Below are 19,943 nucleotides of genomic sequence, written 5' to 3' on the forward strand. Positions count from 1 at the left end.
AAAGCTAACTGTATGTTCAGATATAAATAGATAATCGATACTGTAGAGAGATTTAAAATCTCTATGAGTGGTTGTATAAAACTTTTGAATTTAAATATTTGATAAAAGATAAAAGTGGCCGTTCCAACAATGCATCTATAAAAGACTTTTGGAAATAATCCTCAATACGCGAGATAGTCAAAGATATTTCTGAATAATCAAACAGGATGACGTTGGTCGGTGAGAGCTGGGAAACTGGATAAGAATTCGATGGTTAAAAATATGATGAGAAGTACAAGATTGCTGTAATTCTATAGTTGATACGCCATAAACCTAATGCTCAATAGATTATATTTAACATAATATACATTATGCGAAAACAAACCAATGGTTTGAGTAGTTAGGTAAATAATAATTCATATCGTTTTTCATCTAAAATTTATCTTATCTCAGATATTTTTATATCATGTTTGATTGTTTGTTAACGACAATTTTCAAGCAAATGCTTACGCAAAGTTTTACCGTCTTGATCTAAGATTACATCCGCGACTTGGCAATCAGTACTATTTTTATTATTGCCATCACATGACAACTCATAATAAATATCACTCCCTTGGGCTAAGCTGACTAGAACAAATCCTTGTTCAGTTATTGAAAACTTTTTGTCCTGCGTATAATCAGGATCTTGAGAATTCCAAAGTACATCGTAATCTATATTGCAGGACATTTGATTCTTATCAAAATACGCTTGCTCAAGCTGCATGGCTACTTGTAAGTCAGCATTTGCATACTGCTGTAGTACCACAGGATTGCTCATCCCTTGATCATCAATATCTTGTTGATACATCTTTTTGATGGTCGTAAGCTTTATATCAGCCATCGTAGCTTGTTTCTGATCTGATTTTTCCACATCCGCTGTAGCAGCACCGACAGTCGTCAGTCCTATGGTTAATAACAATGTCAGCGATTTATATGTTGGCATGCTTTTCTCTGCGAGCTTTTATCCTATAAGTGTTACGCTCTATTACATCATACCTATATTCGGACTCTGCTGTATTATCGTATCATTCAGGTTTACTTGCCAAAATATCAATGATATAGCGCTTTTATGATATTTTCTTATTAGTTCTCATGACAATTTATAGGGTTTTATCAATGACTTATTAGTTAGTGATTTAGTTAGTGATGTTTCTTTTGCTAATAACTTTCGATAATAACTGTTGCAAGGATGCTTTTATGACTATATTACCTAGTTTTTTTAAGGAAAAATCTGCCAAATTGACCTATAGTAGCCTATTATTGCTTACTCTGAGTGCAACTGGTTGCCAGTCTGCTTCTGAGTCCAGTGAGGTTATCGTCTCTCAACCCACCAACAGCTCATCAACACCTATTAGTGCTGATATCAGTCAACAAACCCTTAGACAGCAAGCCCTACGCATACAACGTGCACTGGCTAATAAGGACTTTGCTAGAATAGCCAACGATATTCATCCCACACGTGGTGTTCGTTTTTCAATGTATGCTTATGTGCGTCCTGAGTCTGATAAGATTTTTAGTCGCGAGCAATATGAAAAGTACCTACAACAGTCCAGCATTCAATTTACTTGGGGTGAAAAAGACGGCACTGGTGATTTATTAATCACGCCGCTGCCGACATACTTGGATACTTGGGTAGATAGCAAGAAATTCAATAGCGAAAACATCAGGGTCAACGAGTTAACCAATAACAGCAATTCGATCAATAATCTAAAAGAAATATCTCAAAGGTCAGACGTTGTAGAGTTTTACTATAAAGGCACTGAAGAGTATGCTGGTATGGACTGGCGCGTACTACGTTTGGTGTTTGATGAGTACCAAGGTAAGCGTTATCTAGTGGCCATTATTAATGACCAATGGACGGTTTAGATGAGAGAATAAGTATTTGATTTATTAAATAAATTGTATTAAAAAGGGCAATGTGTCATATATGATGCACTGCCCTTTCTGCTTAGCTACTCATCTTATTTTCAGGTAAAAATAAGATGTATCAAAAAGCGATTTTTTACTCATGAACATGCCCGTGCTCAAGATCATGACTATGTTCAGGCGCGCCCTCAGTCTCGCCTTCAAGACTGTTTTCATTTTCTTCCTCTTCTATATAACCCTTTTCACCCATAAAGCAGCCAAAGATTTTATTTTCACCTGGCGCTGATGCATGGTAATGGTATCCGCGAATAGCATCTGTTTCACCGCCACACTGATCAACACCTTCTGATGTGATAGTCGTTTTGTCTGATTTTGCGTAAATAGCATAACCATCTAACGCATATCCTATCATGGCAGGATGTCCATCCTTTTGAATACCAAGCTCAGTACAACCAGTTGCTGCATGATAATGATAGCCTTCGTGAGGATTGGCATGTGCGCCGCAGTCATCAAGGACTCCTAGCGTATGAGAGCTGATGATTAAGTCTAACGGTGCTGGCGGACCAAATAACACACCATTTAACGCAACACCTGTATTGTCACGACCTTCAATAGCGATAGGCTCGGCAACGGGAACTGGTGTTTTAGGTATCAATACGGTTTTTTTGACCCCACCATCAAGTTCTTTGATCGAACAAGAGAGACAAAAATTATTAAACCCTGGAATTGGACGAGGATCCCCTGCTACTTCACAACCTCTCGCACCATCTATAACTGTTACTTTTCCCGTTTTCACATTATACATTTGCCATTCTTTATCTTTATACAATGTTGATAAATTCTGAATAAACGCCCCATCAACTTGATATAAAGTGCCTTTTCCATCAATCCACGTACCACCCTCTTTTGCACTCGACTCAATGGTAGGTGGGCAATAAGGCCCTTCTGGCGACGTGTCTGGATCGGCAGGTGCACCAGCAATTGTTATACGATAACAACTGGTTTTAGTGCCACCGCTCAGCGTGCAATCAACTGTTTCGATGTCACCGATAACAGCACCGTCAATAAATAATGCAGGATCAACTGGCATGCTAACAACTTTGCTAACAGGTTCGACGTGCGTAGAAGCACAGCCATATAATAAAACCGAAAACAATAAAGCAGGAACGAACGTTAAGCTTCTATTCATTATGATTACCAAAATTTATGAAAATAAAACGCATGCCTTAACAGGGTCAATTATTATCTATTACAACACTGTATATTGCATCATAATACGATAAAGTTTGGTTTTTCTAAAGTATTTATTTCATATATCTACATAGTAAGATTCTATCTGTTTTTCTAGTTATGATGAACCTGGTCTTTTGAATCTACCAACATGCAGCAGGACAAGCCATCTATAATTACCTATCAAGAAAGGCTTACTGACCACTTTTATTTTGATAATAAAACTGTTTATCAGCCTTCTAACGACAACATATTCATAATCAATTTAATCAAAGTCTCTTTTTGATTTGGGTCAGATTCAGCGACCAATAAGGTTAATGCCGCAAGCCCGGTATTATTGATGACCATGTCGCCTTTATCATTCAGCAGTCGGTGGTTACGGCGTAAAAAATCCACGAATAGAAACGCACCGCTACGTTTATTACCATCAGTAAAAGGATGGTTTTTTACCATAAAGTACAATAGATGTGCCGCTTTACTTTCGATAGTTGGGTACGCAGGCTCACCAAAGACCGTTTGTTGTAAGTTACCCAATACACTATCCAAACCATCACCACGAGGTTTAGCAAATAATTCAGTCGCCTCGCCCCTATCCATTAGCTGCGATTTCAAGTTCGTCAGCGCTGCCATCGCCTCAGCCGTACTAGGCAAGACACCACCATCTTGTCCTGCAGGATTATCCAGTAGACCTTCGTCATAGCGCTGTAACCATAAAAACGTCTGCGTATAACGGCTGATAATCTCAACCAGTCCGCGTCCTTCGTCGGTGTTAAGCTTGGGACTTTGTGCGGTTTTTTTGATTAGTTTTAATGCTTGTTGCAATTCAGTAGAGTTTTTATCGAAGCGCTGTTGATTGAGCGTATAGCCTTGTACCAAGTATTCACGTAAGCGCTGCGTTGCCCAACGTCTAAACTGTATACCTTTTTTGGAGTTAACTCGATAACTTACCGAAATAATCATATCTAAATCATAAAACGTCACCAGGCGATCAGAATTTTCAATACGCATCTTTTTCGTATTATTTGTTTTAGAAACTTCTTCATCTTTTATGGCATTGGCGATATGACGAGAAACCACTGATTGGTCACGACCAAATAACTCGGTCATTTGTGCTTGCGACAACCAGACTGTCTCTTGCTCAAAACGTACATCTACTTGCGCCTTTCCATCGGCACTTTCATAGATTTCTACTGTTGCCATATCATCATTTATAGCGTTAATCATCTCAGCTTCCCCAATTCCAATATGCTTATGCTGTCTTAAATACAGCTTACTATCACCATCTATATAAATATCATTTATAACGGCGTCTGACGAAAGAATTTCACCATAATCTCATAAATATCCGGATAAGCATCGATGAGCTTTTGCGGCGTTTCAAAAAACACTTCACTCAGAACCGCAAAAAACTCCGCAGGATTGGTCGAACCATAACGATCAAGTCCTGACTTGCGATGGGTTTGAAAATCTTCAAAATCGCGACTCATGACCTGTGTCCACCGAGCAGGATCCATATCAGGTTGCAGTGGTGGAAAGCCATTGGCACGGCCATTCATCATATCTAGCTTATGCACAAACTCATGAATGACAACGTTATGCCCGTCACGCTCACCTGAATGTTTGGCGTCCTTCCACGATAGAATAACAGGTCCTCGCAGCCACGCTTCCCCGCTACGGTGCTGAGTGCCTTCGTGGACGATACCAAACTCATCTACCGTAGTGCTGTCACTTTTGTACGAGCCAGAATAGATAATAATCGATGACCAGCCAGCATACCAATCGAGACTTAGGTTTAATATTGGCAGACAAGCTTGCAAGGCAATAGATTGTTTGACTGCATCGGTAATCTCAAACCCTTGCGCACCTGTGATGGATTTGTCAGCCAAAAATAACGTTGCTAGCTCAAATAAATGCTTCATTTCGTCAACACTCAATCTGTCGAGTATCACGATACGCTCAGCCGCCTGCTCCCAATCGGCATGGGTAAACTCGCTATTATCTAGTATGCGCTGCTCACGCCAGTCTTTTATGATGCCAAACATACACGCCACCCCTATTCTTTTAATATTTCGCACACATTGGTATTACTGAATTTGAGTACTGTAACGGTAATCAATAATACGCACTTATAATTAATATATTGACATGCATAAGCAAAAAACGCTGCTCATAAATGAATTATTGAGCAGCGCAGTCTGACATTCACACATTGAGATTTAAAATTGATATTGCAAGCCTAGTTGTACTGAGCTGTCTTTATCATCACGTGCAAAGGTGGTATCGCCATTCAGATACGCATAAACGTTTTTATGAACCTTATTACTCACACTCAGCTCAAAACGTCCATAGTCGTCATCTTTATCTGCTTGAGTGATGCTAACCTCTCTTGTTTGACCATCAGCTAAAGACGTTGTCGATAAATTATCTGTTAAACCATCGTCGATAACATGCACGTAAGCGATTTTACTTTGAAGTTTGGCAGGTGTGCCCATCAAATCAAAGCCATATTGTAACTGGTAACCAAGCTCTGAATTCCATGCCTCGCTAGAGGTGCTATCAACCTTTAATGCAGTGCGAGAATCAGCATTGCCACTGGTATAACCATCTATATCTGTATCACTGTAATTCAGACCCAAAAAGGCGCCATGCGCGACGTATTTCTTGATAAGAAAGTTATATCCAAGCTCATTGTATGCGCTAAACACATCGGCATCCGTATCACCGCGTTCGCTATTGTTGATAATGTTTATGCCGTCATTACCATCCAGTTTTACCGTTCTATTAACGTCCAAGTCATGTTTAGATAAGCTCAGAGATGTGGTATTCCACCAAGCCGTGTCTTTTCCGCCCAGTAACGAGTAGGCTTGTATACCATAGCTCCTATCTTTTTCAATGCCGTTTTCTACGCTTTTATTGTTTTGATTGCCGGCTTGCACACCTGCACCAACACGCCAGCTAGGCTGCACAATATACTCACCATATAGACCAATATTGGCGCGAGTGCCCTCTTGCACCTCATCAGCATCCACGTAGCTTTGGGAGCCATCTACCCAAACCTGAGTACGCGACTCGGAATCAAAAGGCTCCGCATCATCAAGAGTATGTAATGCCAAAGCATTGGCGCGCTCAAGCACCGCTGAGTGCGAGTCGGTAGCATTGTCCTGTAAAGCTAAGCCCATCGTATTTTGAAGATTGAGCGCACTTTTGGTTGATGCGATGATATCAGCATTGGTTTGCTCCACAATCAATCTACTGATGATACGAGAATAGTCACGCATTCTTTGCGCTATACGTTCTTCACCAAAGGCGGCAGTAAGCACTTCCTCATTGTCTAATGCAGGGTTATGCCACGTATAGCCACCTGGAATATCCGGGTTTTCAGTTTGCGTGTAACCATCATAATCAGGCCCAAGGCCCCAGTTGGTTGCCTCAAATCCGGCGACCTGCATGACACTATCAAAAGATTCCTGATCGCTGCAGCACCCAACACCATAAGGCTCGTAGGGTTCGGTCTCACCTGGTGCAATAATGGCTGTATTGACCTCTAGTGTAATACCAAGCTCTTTAGCAATGCGCAGCGCATTTTCACGCAAACTTACATTGGCAGCTACTTCGTTGCCATCATCGTCGTAAGCATTTCGCCCTGCATTGGCATACATTTTGTCGCCTGTAATCAGACTGTCTAGGTTAATCATACCCAACGCTGTTGATTTTTCCGTGTCCGTGAGCTGATCAACAAACGCCTTTGAACCATTGAGACCACCCTCCTCTGCACCAAATGCCACAAACTGAATGTCGTGCTCTGTCTCAATGCCCGTCAGGTTTTTTGTCAACTCAGTTAAGACGCCAGACCCAGAAGCGTTATCGTCTAATGCTTCTAGATTTGCATAGTTTGGATAGGCGACGGCAGAATCATAATGTGCCCCGACAAATAGCGTTCTGTTGGTATCAGCACTGCCCTTCTGAGTCACGACAACGTTATTACTCGTTAACGTCTGACCTCTGAATAAACCACGAGGTGCTACGAAATCAAAAGTTTGACGATTGATCTGGTTGTTACTGCCATCGATGTTCATGCGCTGCTGCATATAATCAGCAGCTTGGATTTCTTTATCAGAACCTGTATAACGACCAGCATAGTCGCGGGCAAGCGTCAGCGCCGTTTCTGTCCCATAATCACCATACTTGGCCTCTGCAAATACTTGCGAGCCTGTAAGCAGTGTCAGAGCGGCAACCACTGAAATCTTAAGCGTTGATAATTTAGTATCCAAACTGCTTCTCCTTGGTTAAAGAAATGTAATCGATGTTAAAAAGTAACCTAAAGTAATGCAGTTTACAAGATAAAAGACATATGTTTGCTTACTTGATTTTTAAGTAAAGCAATGGATTATTTAAACGCTATGTACCTACCTGCGAGCAATATTTACGAATCGCTGTTTAATATTTATTGTCACCTTCATACTGCTGATTTACCGGGTTGTTCAGAAAGGCTTTATTAATGCTTAGCGTTGGTTAGGTCAATGGCATCCAACTGTACTCCAACCACACGAAGTGCCATCGTCTTCCAGTCTAGCTCCAGTCCATCGGCGAACACCACATGGTGACTGATACTGACGTACCCATGTACGATTGCCCAGATATCTAACGCTATTTGTCGACGTTCCGTTGCGCTAGCATCCTCTGACAAATAAGAACCCGCCACTCGTACCAATTTTGCAAAGGCGCTATCTCTGGCAGCAATGGCCTCGATTGAGGGCTGATATCCTGCATCAGACTCCCCAAAGATCAGCCGATAATGCGCCTCATATTTTTCTCCGACGTTGAGATACCCTAGGCACGCCTCTAGTACTTGTTCTTTATTTGCCTTACCATCCGGAATGATATTCATGGCTTCACGAACGAGATTGAATCCCTCTATGTACAGTGCATCTAGTATGCCTTGCTTACCTTGGAAGTGACTGTATATACCAATAGTGGACAATCCTGCACGTTTGGAGATGGCTCGCACGCTTAAGGCATCCCCGCCACCTTCTAGAAAAAGCTCAGATGCGGCATTTAGTATTTTGGTTCTGGCATCCATTAGGTTCTCACTATGTCTTGACAATTATAACAGTGTTATTTTAGTATATAACACTGTTATGTACAAACAATTATGGATTGATTGTATTGGTAAAATTTAACTTGAGAGTAAGGACGCTATGAGTATTCAACAGCTAGAAACAGATTATCTAATCATTGGTAGTGGCGCGGTGGGCATGGCTTTTGCCGACGTACTACTTACAGAGACAGATGCTAATATTATTATCGTCGATAAACATCATAAGCCAGGTGGTCATTGGAATGACGCTTATTCATTTGTCACCTTACATCAGCCATCATCGTTTTACGGTGTTAGCTCACGTGAGCTTTGCGGCGGTATGATTGATAAGATTGGTTTAAACAAAGGCTTGTCCGAGCTGGCATCAGGCGCAGAAGTCATGTCGTACTTTGATAAAGTCATGAAGCATACGTTTTTACCGAGTGGCCGTGTGACATACTTCCCGATGTGTGAGTATCAAGGCGATGGTAAATTTTCATCGTTACTGTCTGATGCTAGCTATGAGGTTAAGGTCAATAAGAAGATCATTGATGGCACTTATTTTAAAACCTCAGTACCAGCGACCCATACCCCAAACTTTGAGATTACTGAAGGCGTGAAGTTTGAGCCATTGAACAACCTACCAAATTTAAATAAGCCACGTGATGGTTACGTTATCATTGGTGGCGGCAAAACCAGTATTGACGCAGTATTATGGCTTCTAGAGAACCATGTTGATCCAGACGATATAACATGGATTATGCCTAGAGACGCTTGGCTGATCGATCGTCAGAACACCCAGCCTTCTCGTGATTTTTTTGTGAACACTATAGGTGCGCAGGCTACTCAGGCAGAAGCGATTGCTGAGGCAGAAAGCATCGAAGACCTTTTTGATCGTTTAGAAAAAGGCGGCGTATTAATGCGTATTGATCCAAATGTACGCCCGCAGATGTTTCATGGCGCTACCATTAGTAGTGAAGAGCTTACGCAGTTACGTAGGGTTAAAAACATTGTGCGCAAAGGGCGCGTGACCCGTTTAGATACTGACAAGATTTATTTTGGTGATGACAGTATTGCTACCACGCCCAACACGATGCATATTGATTGCTCTGCACGCGCAGTACCAGTGACCGAGACGCACGATGTGTTCAAAGGCAATACGGTGGTCATTCAAACCGTACGTACCTACCAGCCCATATTTAGTGCTGCGTTTACCGCTCATGTCGAGGCTAACTATGATGACGAAACGATAAAAAACGAGTTATGCCGGGTGGTACCAATACCAAACCATGATACAGATTGGTTGGTTGGTGCTGTGGCACAAATGCAAAACCAGATGCGCTGGTCAAAAGAGCCTGAGCTACGTGAATGGATGATTGGCAATCGCTTAGATGGTTTCACCAAATTGGTACAAGCCAGCGAAAACACAACACCTGAAGAGCTGGCCATCCTTAAGCGTCTAAAAGCAGCAGGACCAAAAGCAGCTGCCAATATGCCTAAACTAATGGGTGAAGTTATGCAAATAACGGCAGCACGCAAAGCCAACACCGCTAATACCTAAAAAGTGACTAGTAATAATAACTATCAAGAACAACAGCCAAGGAAGCTACTATGCAAGAATTTCAAACCAACAAAGCAAACCTAACCCAAGCTCGCCTGCAAGAGACGCCTGTACATACCCTAGATGATGGCGAAGTACGTGTAAAAGTTGATCGCTTTGCCTTTACCGCCAACAACATTACTTATGCAGTTATGGGTGACCAATTACGCTATTGGCAGTTTTTTCCGCCAAATGGGGATGATCCTAAGAAATGGGGCATTATTCCAGTCTGGGGCTTTGGCGATGTGATCGAATCAAATAGTGAGGCGCTGCCGGCCGGTGAACGACTATTTGGTTACTTCCCGCCTGCCAATGAGTTAATCATAACACCCAAGCGAGTCACGCAAACCAGCCTGCTCGATGGTAGTGCCCATCGTGCCGAGCTGCCATCAGGCTATAACCTATATCAGCGTGTCAATCATGAACCTGGTTATGACCGTGCCAATGACAATCAGCGCATGCTGTTGTTCGTATTGCACTTAACCTCGTTCTGCTTGCATGATTTATTAAAGCGCAATGATTGGTTTGGTGCAGAGCAAGTGGTGATTATCAGCGCCTCTAGTAAGACCAGTATTGGCCTAGCTTATGGCCTCACTGATGATAAAGACGCACCGCACGTTATCGGTCTCACATCAAACCGTCATATAGATTTCGTCAATTCAATCAACGCCTATGACAGCGTATTGAGCTACGACACGCTTGAGCAGATTGACGCCAGCAAACCAACAGTCATTGTCGATATGTCGGCCAATACCGATGTACTCAGCAGGCTGCATAGACACTTAGGTGATAACATGCGCTATACCAGTAATGTCGGTCTCACGCATTGGGACGAACCGCGCCATGTAGACGGTATTATTCAAGAACGTAGTCAGCAGTTTTTTGCACCCAGCCATATACAGCAATGCATGAAAGAATGGGGCCCTGAAGAGTTTAATAAACGCTCTATGCGCTATATCATGAGTAGCACTGCAAAAACCAATGCATGGCTAAAAATTAAAGAGCTTGACGGGGTCAATGGTTTATTAGAGGTTTATAAAGACATTTGCGCAGGCAAAGTAGCTGCTGATGAAGGTTTGGTAGTAGTCATGGGTGACAATGAATAAAATCGTTTATTCGTCATTAGCAAAATGAAAAAGCAGAGAGCCCAGTTAATAAGCTCTCTGCTTTTTCTTATTCTTTATCCTGAAGATATGCGCCTTACTTACGATTTCTAAGGTTAATATTCACGGCTTAATATACCCAACCTTCCTCTTTTAAATAACCATGTAGTCCTTCGGCGAACTGTCTGTAACCTGCCGCATTGGCATGAATTCTATCCGATTTTAATGCGTCATCTGACAGAATAGTCGACCAGCCATCAGAGTATAGCGGTATGTTTTCAGCTTCCGCAATATCTTTATACACTGGATTATCACTGGCTTTGCCAAACAAGGCACTAGTACTCAGATGCGGCTCAGCGATTAGAACAACGTCGATATTTTTGGACTGCAAGGTATCGATAGTCGCGATGATATTAGCTCGCGTGGTATCAGGTGCAATGCGCTGCAATACATCATTACCACCCACACCTAGTAATACTAAATCAGGATTTTGCTCAGTGATCTCATGCACGCGAGTAAGCACATCTGCAGAAGTGTCACCATTGACACCCGAATTGATAACTTTCCATTTGCTTAGCTCTGCCAGTACCGTAGGATACGCTGTTTCAGTACTTGCTCCATAGCCATACGTAAGCGAATCCCCCAAAGCTATCACCGTACTGCCCGCCAGCAAAGCGGTTTGCGTTGGCTCATTACCGCAGCCTGTCATACTAATGGCAGCAGCAAACCCTATACTTGCTAGCCCTAAAATCTGCTTACGAAACTTCATGCACACCTTCTCACTTTATTTTTACATCAGTGTTGTTTATCTCAATGGTTTTATATCAATTGGCTATTGGCTAATCGTTGAATTAAATTTATTACAATTGATTTAAGTTTATTTAAAATCTACTGCCTAACGCTTGTTGTATATCAATCAGTATACGTTGTATAGTTAATACCGGAGATAGATTACCTGTTGGGCGCAATACCATTGCTACGCGGCTTAGCATAGACAGTGTATTCATCATAAAGTATAACTTTACCAAGGATACGTGAGGTATTTATGAATAAAACAGCATCTCAAAGTCAGTCTACCAATAAAACCCAGAATAAAGAAGACTCTGAAAATCAAACCCAGAGTCAATCCATAAAATCACCAAATACCAAAAATCCTGCCCCAACAACGGTAAAAGACACTTTAGAAAAACCCGAGAAAAGCACACAAAGTTTCGACGAGCTGCAGATAAGTAAGGGCAAGTATCGCCCAGTAGCACAATCCGTTGGCAACTGGCTTGATAATATCAACATGGATGCCCTCAATTATTTAAACGAACAAGCCGAAAATATCTTTTATCGTAAAGGCGTCACCTTTACCGTCTACAGCGATGCCAAAAACATCGAGCGAATGATACCGTTTGACATTATCCCCCGAATTATCGCTGCCAGTGAGTGGCGACAGATAGAAGCTGGTTGTAAGCAGCGCATCACCGCCCTCAATGCATTCTTGCATGACATCTATCACAACCAAGCCATTATGAAAGCCGACATCGTGCCTGCCAGCTATGTCTATGCCAGTGGTTGCTACGAGCCTTGGATGATGGGTATTAATCTGGACAAACCAATCTACTCACATATCAGCGGTATCGACCTGATCCGTGATGAGTCTGGTAAGTTCTGTGTATTAGAGGATAATCTACGTACTCCGTCTGGCGTCTCGTACATGCTTGAGAGCCGTAACATATCAGAGACACTCTTGTCTGATATGTTTTCTGACACGCCCATCATGGGCATCAGTGATTACCCCAATCGCCTCAAAGCCTGTCTTGCCAGCTCAACGTCCAAATATGATCCACAAATCGTTATCTTGACGCCTGGCCGCTTCAATAGCGCCTACTATGAACATGCATTTTTAGCACACGAGATGAGCGTGCCACTCGTACATGGTTATGATTTGGTGGTTGAGGACAGTAAAGTCTATATGCAGGGTATCCGTGGCAAGGTGCAAGTCGATGTTATCTACCGACGCATTGATGACCCATATATCGACCCTTTAGCCTTTCAGTCTGACTCGATATTGGGCGTCTCAGGACTGATGAGTGCTTACCGTGCTGGTAATGTCGTGATTGTGAATGCGCCAGGTACAGGTGTGGCTGATGATAAGAGCCTATATCCTTTTGTACCAGATATGATTAAATTCTATCTAAATGAAGAGCCTATTCTACCCAATATAGAAACCTATCAATGCCGTAAGCCTGATGAGCTCAAATACGTGCTTGATAATTTAGATAAGCTGGTCGTAAAAGAAACCCAAGGCTCAGGTGGCTACGGCATGCTCATCGGTCCAACCTCCACTAAACAAGAGATTGAAGACTACCGTCTGCGCCTACTTGAAAATCCAGCCGGCTTTATTGCCCAGCCGACTATCTCGCTATCTACCAACCCTACTGCTGTCAGCGAGGGCATCGCACCGCGCCACATTGATTTGCGTCCCTTTATCTTAAGCCATGGAGATGGTTCGGTAGATATTGTGCCAGGGGGTTTGACTCGTGTGGCCATGGTGGAGGGCTCCTTAGTCGTCAACTCATCTCAAGGTGGCGGTATCAAGGACACTTGGGTCGTCGATGACAGTCACCTGCAGTCTACGACCAAAAAACCAAACGGCAATGGTGAATCGGGTAAATGCTCGCCTTTATCATCAGAGACCAATACCTCAGATCACACCAACTATTATGATCGTGTACAGCCTAAAGAAGCCGGTTATGAGATGCTAGATGATGCACCGATGATCCTGCTACTTTCCACCGCCAGCCACCTCATATGGCTAGGCCGATACAGCGAGCGCCTGTATTACTATGATGATGTCATGAAAAAATTGGTCAAAGACGATCTTAAAAAATCACAGCTTAAGCATTTGATTAGCCACTTAGGTTTTGACGTGGATGCAGATGAATCGTTTAAGACCATAAAAGCGCAGATGATGTCTGATTTGGAACAAAACATCATACCAAACATCGTTCAATCGATAGAAGACAATGTGCAAGAGGCAAAAGGCGTCATTGGTAAAGACACCGCTGAGTTATATAACTTGATTAAGCGGCTCTCAAGTGCTGGTACTTATCGTGCTGCGACCTTGCAGCTACACGCATGTAATGCCGCTATGAAACAAGAACACCCAACTGTGACTTGTTTCTGGCAACTAGGGCGTCATTTTGAACAGCTTGAACGGGCTGTACTGCTGGAAGAGGACTCAATAGAAGTCAGTCTTGAATTCAAATACTGGATCAATGAATTACCAGAGAACACGCGCTGGCGTGAGCTGACACGTCTGGCCAATCAGATGATCCGATCGAAGAAATTTAGTGATTTTGAGCTGATTAGCAAAGAGTTTAATATCATTTTGCGTCAAGGTGTCTAGCCGCAAGATGATGATATATGCTAAGGCGTGACCTCTCTCCAAAACAGAAAAATAGGAAGCTATTATGAAACTTCAAATCAGCCATCAAACCAATTATTATTACGGCGAGCTTGCACAGCGCAGTGTCCAGTATATACGTATGACCCCAATGCAAATGCCGCACCAAATCATTCATAAATGGGAGGTAATGCTCCCTAAAGTGGCGACCAATCAAAAGGACGGCTTTGGTAATGATTGGCTTACTCTAAGCCGTAATGAGGCGCATAATAATTTGCAAATGCAAGCATCAGGTATCGTGGAGATTGATACAGAGACCAAACGTTTAGAGGATATGGCACATGTCCCGTACCTGCTGTTTACTGTACAAACGCCATTGACCAAATGTTCACAAGAGATGCGTGAATTTGCAGCGCCCTATCTAAAAAAACCTACCCATGACAGCCTAAAATCGATGGCCAACGCCCTCATCATGAAGATGCCGTTTGTGAAAGATGTGACCCATGTAGGTACGACGGCGACTGAGTCTTTTGCGACAAGCGCTGGCGTGTGCCAAGATCACACCCATGTATTTTTGGGCTGCTTACGTGATCAACAGATTCCAGCCCGCTATGTGTCAGGCTATCTGTATGACGATACCGAAAACCATATGGCCAGTCACGCATGGGCAGAGGTGTGGCTGGACGGTTACTGGTATACCTTTGATATCTCAAATCAGCTGTTCCAACCAAGCTCTCATGTCTACGTTGCCATTGGTCGAGACTATTTAGACACAGCTCCTGTCCGCGGTGTTAGAATGGGCGGCGGTTACGAAAATCTTTACAGTCAAGTACTGGTTTCGAGATTATCATAGGCTATTTTTAAGCCTATTCCACTAAGGATAAGTTATGACTTACTGTGCCGCTATACGCCTGAAAGAAGGGATGGTTTTTGCTAGCGACACGCGTACCAATGCTGGGGTTGATCACATCTCAACCTTCAGAAAGCTCTATCAGTATGGCATTGAAGGCGAGCGTTTTATAGTATTGCAAACAGCTGGCAGCTTAGCGACATCGCAGGCGGTCTTTAACAAACTGCAAAACGATATTGATCAGCGCCTTGAGAGTAATCTTAATACAGTAGCCACTTTATTTGATGCCGCCCAAATGGTTGGTGAATGTATGCGTGACATTATGAATCATGCAAAAGCAGTCGCTAATGCTAATGTCGATGGCGCGTTTACCAGCTCTTTTATGCTCGGTGGTCAAATCAAAGGGCAGCCGCCTGAGCTTTACATGATTTATCCTGCAGGTAATTGTATTAAAGCCACTGAAGACACACCGTTTTTCCAATTGGGTGAAAGTAAGTACGGCAAACCAATTCTAGATCGTTCTGTCAGCTACAATACGGATGTGAGGCATGCAGCACGTGCGTTGATGCTGTCATTTGATTCAACCATTCAATCCAACTTGTCAGTAGGCATGCCCATAGATTTTGTACTTTATGACAATGACAGCCTAACCCTGCCTAATGGCCGACGTATTGATGAGAATGATGAATATTTCAATAGCATTCGTCGTCAATGGTCAGAGGAGCTCCGCCGTATTTTGGTTGAATTGCCTAAATGTCCTGATGGTTATTGGGGATAAAAGTTCCGTATAAAATCATATTCTCTGCACTAAAAAGCCCTTTGTCTAATGCAAAGGGCTTTTTTATTATCAACTAATAATTAGGCAATAAAAAACCGGAGTATGACTGAATAAACAGCACTACTCCGGTTTTGCTTTAAAGACCTTGAATGCCATCATAGTGATGTCAAACTCAATTGTTGTGTAATCTACCTCATGACCTGGTACATGGAAGACTCACTGGACTGCACCTAGATAAAGGCCCTAGTGCATTAGCTCAATCACGATTGCGTGATTGCGCCAGCGAGCTAATGACACTAGGGCCTTTATCTAGGTATTAGCAGGACTGAAACAGCCTTCCTTGGGTAAAATGTAATGGCTTGACTCGTGGACGACGCAACGTCGCCCATCACCGTAAACGGTGAAACGCTAAATCTCACAACCCGTTAAGTGTGCCTCATAACAGTTAGTACTGTCAATACATAATTGCCCACTTTCTTTGCTTGCGACATCTGTTGTCGCCAGCTATTTATTTTGTGACAAAAGTCCTTGATGTTTTTTGTAAAACGCGGTTACATAGGGCATACAAATACATCGTAAGCTGACAAAATAAAAATTAAGGCAAATTTCTATGAGTCTGTCCTTCGCACAAATTCAGCAAGCTTGGCAAGCCCAAGACCCTAGCTTGGTTGATAAGTTATGTTTATTAGCAACACAAGTTGATGATATTCCTGAGTCGCCCATCCCCGAGCACGAACTGACATTTGAGCGATTTTTGGACAAAATTCTAAGTCATCAGTTCCGAGAGCAAAACCCCGAAGTACAGTTTGCAGAGCGTGTGGCAATGATTGCCAAGCTTGAGGCAGACGAAGGCGTCTACCCTCTCCCTGATCGCTACAAAATCCATTTAATATTAACCGCACTGTGGGAAGATGGCAGCGCCTATTCTAGAACTATTCTAAAACAAGCCATTACGGCTTTGCCAGTCAGCTATGGTGTGTGGAAAGGTTTGAAGCGTATTTACAAGCAAGCGGAATTTTCTCAAGATTATGAGATATTTGGACAAATTTCCGCCAAGATTGATTTACAACGCTTCAATCAAACCGCTAATTCTACTGTCAGCCTAGCCACCAAAACCTATATGAGCCTCAGAGCATGGCGTTATCTGCGGCAATTGGGTCAGCAGATGCCAATTGGCTATATTGATGCTGCCCTCTCTGTACTCGCCAGCTATGACGAAACCATGACAGCTGGCAGCCCTGAACAAACGAGCAGCTGGGTACTCAATCACATCTGCTTCCATAACAGCCTTGATTATGGCGTCAATCGATTCAGCAGCCGCTCACCTCGCAAGCTCTTTGATGCAAAAGGTCGCGCTTTCGCTGAGGCGTGGCAACGAGACCCTGAACCACTTATCCAGCTATTGGCTATCGCCAAAAATGAGGCTGTCAGACAGTTCGCAACCGATAGCCTAAAACACGATTTTAAGACCCAATTACGTGATGTGAGTGGTGAGACGCTACAATATTTATCTGCCGGACAAGCGCATAGCAAAGCGCGTGATGAGATGATTGTTTGGCTATTAGAGAACGCACCACATTTTGAAAAGTCTAAATTTCAAACATTGGGCTTGCATCAAGTCGTACTGCAACTACTCCATTCACACTATCCTGCCGCCTATCAATATGCGATTGGCTATGCCAAAAGCTACGCTCAGGACTTATCGCTCACTGAGCTGATGCTACTAGCCATGTCAGATTATGAGCCTGTTAGAGTATTTGCCATCAACAGTATCTTGAGTCGTGACCCTGTTTCTGATATCGGTGTCAACGGTTGGGGTCAGTTATTAGACACAGAGCATCACTATCAAACCGCGAGCAAACAACTTAGCAAACATTTTACGAGGCGCGATTTAACCCCTGAGTGGTTTTTTGAACGACTGACTAGTGGCAGAACACACAGCGTAAAATTTGCCATAAAAAAACTGCCTGAGCTTTATAGTGCCAAAGAGCTAGGGACTGAATATTTTATACGCGTTGCCCAGCAATTAGATATACCAGAGCAACAGGACTTCTCTGCTCATAATTGCAGTTACTGTAATGATAGCGACTGCATGGACTTTGCGTTGGATCAGCTCAGACGTTTGGATTTGAGCCAAGTAAACGCTGCCGTGTGGCAAATGCTGTTATTACATCCACTATCGCAATCCACTATTACCGATTGGTTTGATGAAGATGTACTGTCAGCAGCAACGCTTGATATGAGCTATTGGCATGCACTTGCCTATGAGCCTGATTGGCAAGTGAGCGAATATGTTGAACAATTAAAATCTGCTGACACTCCTATTAAAAACTGGCAAAAGCACTTGGCCTTTGATGAGTACTTAGCAGAAAACGTGCGGGACTGGCTATCTGATGTGCGTCGTTTTGCACCAATAGATTTAGGTTTCGACTGGCTTATGAACCTTGCGCATAGCGAACAAGTACTCTATCGTGAATTTGCTATTGAGCGCATTAACAAAGGGTTCTTGCCTGCCGACTTTATCGCATATCTTGACAGTAATGAAGGCGCCTCTACTGACAACGCTTTCAGTAACGCTTCCATTAATGGCACTGACAATAAAGACTCGAATAGCGATGCTGCTACTGAAGTAGATTTAACCGGCCAACGCTATTTATTCACAGGCAAAATGCAAAGTATGACTCGTGGCGAGGCCGAAAAAGTTGTGAAAGCGGCTAATGGTGCCATCAGTGGCGCTGTCAACGGCAAGTTAGATTACTTGGTCATCGGTGATGATGGTTCACCGTTATACGGTAATGGCCGTAAAGGTAGCAAGCAAGTTAAAGCCGAAAGCTTAATCGCCGATGGTGCGCCGCTAAAGATTATTTCCGAAACCGCCTTTTTACAGATGCTGAGTGGTCAATCGAGAGAGGTGTCTGAAGACGATACTTTTGCAGGTGCCAACGCACTGTGGCATATGGCAACAGATGACGCTACTGCACCTATCAGTGAGCTTGCGATTAGCTACCTCAGTCATCATCATGAACAGATCTGCATGGCACTGACAGACAGACCAGTCGATCCCGATGCGATTATCCCTTCTTCGTTCTTTGATGCAGAGCGTGTCATTCCTTTACTGCAACACCGTAACAGCCAGCTACGAGAATTTGGCTTATTACTGAGTGAGTATGAGATGGCGACGTGGCAACCAACGCCAGCCCTATGGCTGATGATGGCAGAATCTCCCTATACGGATATCACGCAACTACTGAAGCGTGCGCTATTGGACAAGCCATCCGTTGCCAATCGACGTTACCATGTTCAGTCAGCACAATTGAATACTGACATGTTGAATGCGTTGATTGAAAGCAAAGCGCGAGTCGCTCGCCAAATCGGCATCACCTTGCTGCAGCGTCATGCCAATTTCCAAGATGTGCAGTCTTTATATCGATTGACCCAAAGCACAGACCGCGAAGTACGCTATGCCGCCGTGACCATGCTATGGAAACACTATAAGGCGCGTCACGTGTCGCCAAACTGGCAACCAACCAGTAGCGATAGTAAAGATAAAGATGCTGCGCAAGATAAAGATAGCAGCGCTCAACCAGTCATAACAGAGCAGACAGATAAACGTTTGGCAAGCTTGCCTGCAGAAGTTGATCAGCTACTAATGCTGCTACGCCGTGGCCTCTTTGAGCTACCACCTGGCCGTCTAGGCGGTTCGCAAGAGCCAAGTACTAGTGACAGCAGTAAGCATAAGCAACAACGTTACTCAGATAAAAACTCATCAGAGCAAACTGAGTCAGATAGCAACATCACGCTAAAACCCATATCTGCGAGTCGTGCCAAATTGGCTTTGATTGAGACTTTTCGTGATGTGGCATTAGCTGACAGCACCTTTGCAGCGCTCATTATGCCCACACTGTTCACCTTTACGCACTCTGCAGGCAAGATGGAGCGTCATGCGTGTTTGGTTGCCGTCACACGGTTATTGCATCGCTATCCTGAGCTATCTAAAAATCTGCAGCCAGTGGCATCGGCTTAACGG

Annotated in this window: 13 protein-coding genes and 1 pseudogene; 7 read left to right on the forward strand and 7 right to left on the reverse strand. The window is 43.3% G+C overall.

The features are described from left to right. Positions 1-460: 460 nt before the first annotated feature. Complete coding sequence (locus IPZ60_RS03870) at positions 461-961, reverse strand: hypothetical protein (protein ID WP_194196546.1); 501 nt, start codon at positions 959-961, stop codon at positions 461-463. A gap of 254 nt (positions 962-1,215) precedes the next feature. On the opposite strand from IPZ60_RS03870, the gene IPZ60_RS03875 reads away from it, so the two are divergent. Continuing rightward, positions 1,216-1,884 (forward strand): hypothetical protein, encoded by a 669-nt coding sequence (locus IPZ60_RS03875; protein ID WP_194196547.1) that lies wholly within the window; start codon positions 1,216-1,218, stop codon positions 1,882-1,884. Positions 1,885-2,020: 136 nt separating this feature from the next. Here the strand turns inward: IPZ60_RS03875 and IPZ60_RS03880 are convergent, their stop codons facing one another. The 5 genes from IPZ60_RS03880 to IPZ60_RS03900 form a co-directional block, all read right to left on the reverse strand. Next, positions 2,021-3,073, reverse strand: coding sequence for a YHYH protein (locus IPZ60_RS03880; protein ID WP_194196548.1), 1,053 nt, complete (start codon positions 3,071-3,073; stop codon positions 2,021-2,023). A 272-nt stretch (positions 3,074-3,345) separates the two neighbouring features. After that, positions 3,346-4,338, reverse strand: coding sequence for a virulence protein RhuM/Fic/DOC family protein (gene rhuM, locus IPZ60_RS03885; RefSeq protein WP_194196549.1), 993 nt, complete (start codon positions 4,336-4,338; stop codon positions 3,346-3,348). A gap of 74 nt (positions 4,339-4,412) precedes the next feature. Then, entirely contained in the window at positions 4,413-5,156 is a 744-nt protein-coding gene (locus tag IPZ60_RS03890) for a zinc-dependent peptidase (protein WP_194196550.1), read from the reverse strand. Positions 5,157-5,330: 174 nt separating this feature from the next. After that, complete coding sequence (locus IPZ60_RS03895; protein WP_194196551.1) at positions 5,331-7,385, reverse strand: autotransporter domain-containing protein; 2,055 nt, start codon at positions 7,383-7,385, stop codon at positions 5,331-5,333. A gap of 224 nt (positions 7,386-7,609) precedes the next feature. Beyond that, positions 7,610-8,194 (reverse strand): TetR/AcrR family transcriptional regulator, encoded by a 585-nt coding sequence (locus tag IPZ60_RS03900; RefSeq protein ID WP_194196552.1) that lies wholly within the window; start codon positions 8,192-8,194, stop codon positions 7,610-7,612. 118 nt (positions 8,195-8,312) lie between these two features. Between IPZ60_RS03900 and IPZ60_RS03905 the strand changes: the two genes are divergently transcribed. Together IPZ60_RS03905 and IPZ60_RS03910 are read left to right on the forward strand one after the other, a co-directional pair. Beyond that, a complete protein-coding gene (locus tag IPZ60_RS03905; RefSeq protein WP_194196553.1) occupies positions 8,313-9,752 on the forward strand; it encodes an FAD/NAD(P)-binding protein in 1,440 nt (479 codons plus the stop codon). 50 nt (positions 9,753-9,802) lie between these two features. After that, entirely contained in the window at positions 9,803-10,897 is a 1,095-nt protein-coding gene (locus IPZ60_RS03910) for a DUF2855 family protein (protein ID WP_194196554.1), read from the forward strand. 127 nt (positions 10,898-11,024) lie between these two features. Here the strand turns inward: IPZ60_RS03910 and IPZ60_RS03915 are convergent, their stop codons facing one another. Next, positions 11,025-11,663, reverse strand: a complete 639-nt coding sequence (locus IPZ60_RS03915) for a GDSL-type esterase/lipase family protein (protein ID WP_194196555.1) — start codon at positions 11,661-11,663, stop codon at positions 11,025-11,027. Between the two features lie 276 nt (positions 11,664-11,939). Here IPZ60_RS03915 and IPZ60_RS03920 point away from each other — a divergent pair. The 4 genes and pseudogenes from IPZ60_RS03920 to IPZ60_RS03935 all read left to right on the forward strand — a co-directional run. After that, positions 11,940-13,502, forward strand: a pseudogene (locus IPZ60_RS03920) (circularly permuted type 2 ATP-grasp protein); the annotation flags it as partial. Positions 13,503-14,355: 853 nt separating this feature from the next. Beyond that, positions 14,356-15,141, forward strand: a complete 786-nt coding sequence (locus IPZ60_RS03925; RefSeq protein WP_194196557.1) for a transglutaminase family protein — start codon at positions 14,356-14,358, stop codon at positions 15,139-15,141. A gap of 34 nt (positions 15,142-15,175) precedes the next feature. Next, positions 15,176-15,916, forward strand: a complete 741-nt coding sequence (locus tag IPZ60_RS03930) for a peptidase (protein ID WP_194196558.1) — start codon at positions 15,176-15,178, stop codon at positions 15,914-15,916. Positions 15,917-16,526: 610 nt separating this feature from the next. After that, on the forward strand, positions 16,527-19,940 hold the full coding sequence (locus IPZ60_RS03935) for a BRCT domain-containing protein (protein ID WP_194196559.1): 3,414 nt from the start codon (positions 16,527-16,529) through the stop codon (positions 19,938-19,940). Positions 19,941-19,943: the final 3 nt, after the last annotated feature.

Source organism: Psychrobacter sp. NG25, from assembly GCF_015234355.1.
Classification (GTDB): Bacteria; Pseudomonadota; Gammaproteobacteria; order Pseudomonadales; family Moraxellaceae; genus Psychrobacter.

Coding starts and splice junctions, on each gene's coding strand:
- IPZ60_RS03935 (WP_194196559.1), top strand. CDS start 16,527: ATGAGTCTGTCCTTCGCACAAATTCAGCAAGCTTGGCAAGCCCAAGAC.
- IPZ60_RS03875 (WP_194196547.1), top strand. CDS start 1,216: ATGACTATATTACCTAGTTTTTTTAAGGAAAAATCTGCCAAATTGACC.
- IPZ60_RS03870 (WP_194196546.1), bottom strand. CDS start 961: ATGCCAACATATAAATCGCTGACATTGTTATTAACCATAGGACTGACG.
- IPZ60_RS03925 (WP_194196557.1), top strand. CDS start 14,356: ATGAAACTTCAAATCAGCCATCAAACCAATTATTATTACGGCGAGCTT.
- IPZ60_RS03905 (WP_194196553.1), top strand. CDS start 8,313: ATGAGTATTCAACAGCTAGAAACAGATTATCTAATCATTGGTAGTGGC.
- IPZ60_RS03900 (WP_194196552.1), bottom strand. CDS start 8,194: ATGGATGCCAGAACCAAAATACTAAATGCCGCATCTGAGCTTTTTCTA.
- IPZ60_RS03880 (WP_194196548.1), bottom strand. CDS start 3,073: ATGAATAGAAGCTTAACGTTCGTTCCTGCTTTATTGTTTTCGGTTTTA.
- IPZ60_RS03890 (WP_194196550.1), bottom strand. CDS start 5,156: ATGTTTGGCATCATAAAAGACTGGCGTGAGCAGCGCATACTAGATAAT.
- IPZ60_RS03910 (WP_194196554.1), top strand. CDS start 9,803: ATGCAAGAATTTCAAACCAACAAAGCAAACCTAACCCAAGCTCGCCTG.
- IPZ60_RS03930 (WP_194196558.1), top strand. CDS start 15,176: ATGACTTACTGTGCCGCTATACGCCTGAAAGAAGGGATGGTTTTTGCT.
- rhuM (WP_194196549.1), bottom strand. CDS start 4,338: ATGATTAACGCTATAAATGATGATATGGCAACAGTAGAAATCTATGAA.
- IPZ60_RS03915 (WP_194196555.1), bottom strand. CDS start 11,663: ATGAAGTTTCGTAAGCAGATTTTAGGGCTAGCAAGTATAGGGTTTGCT.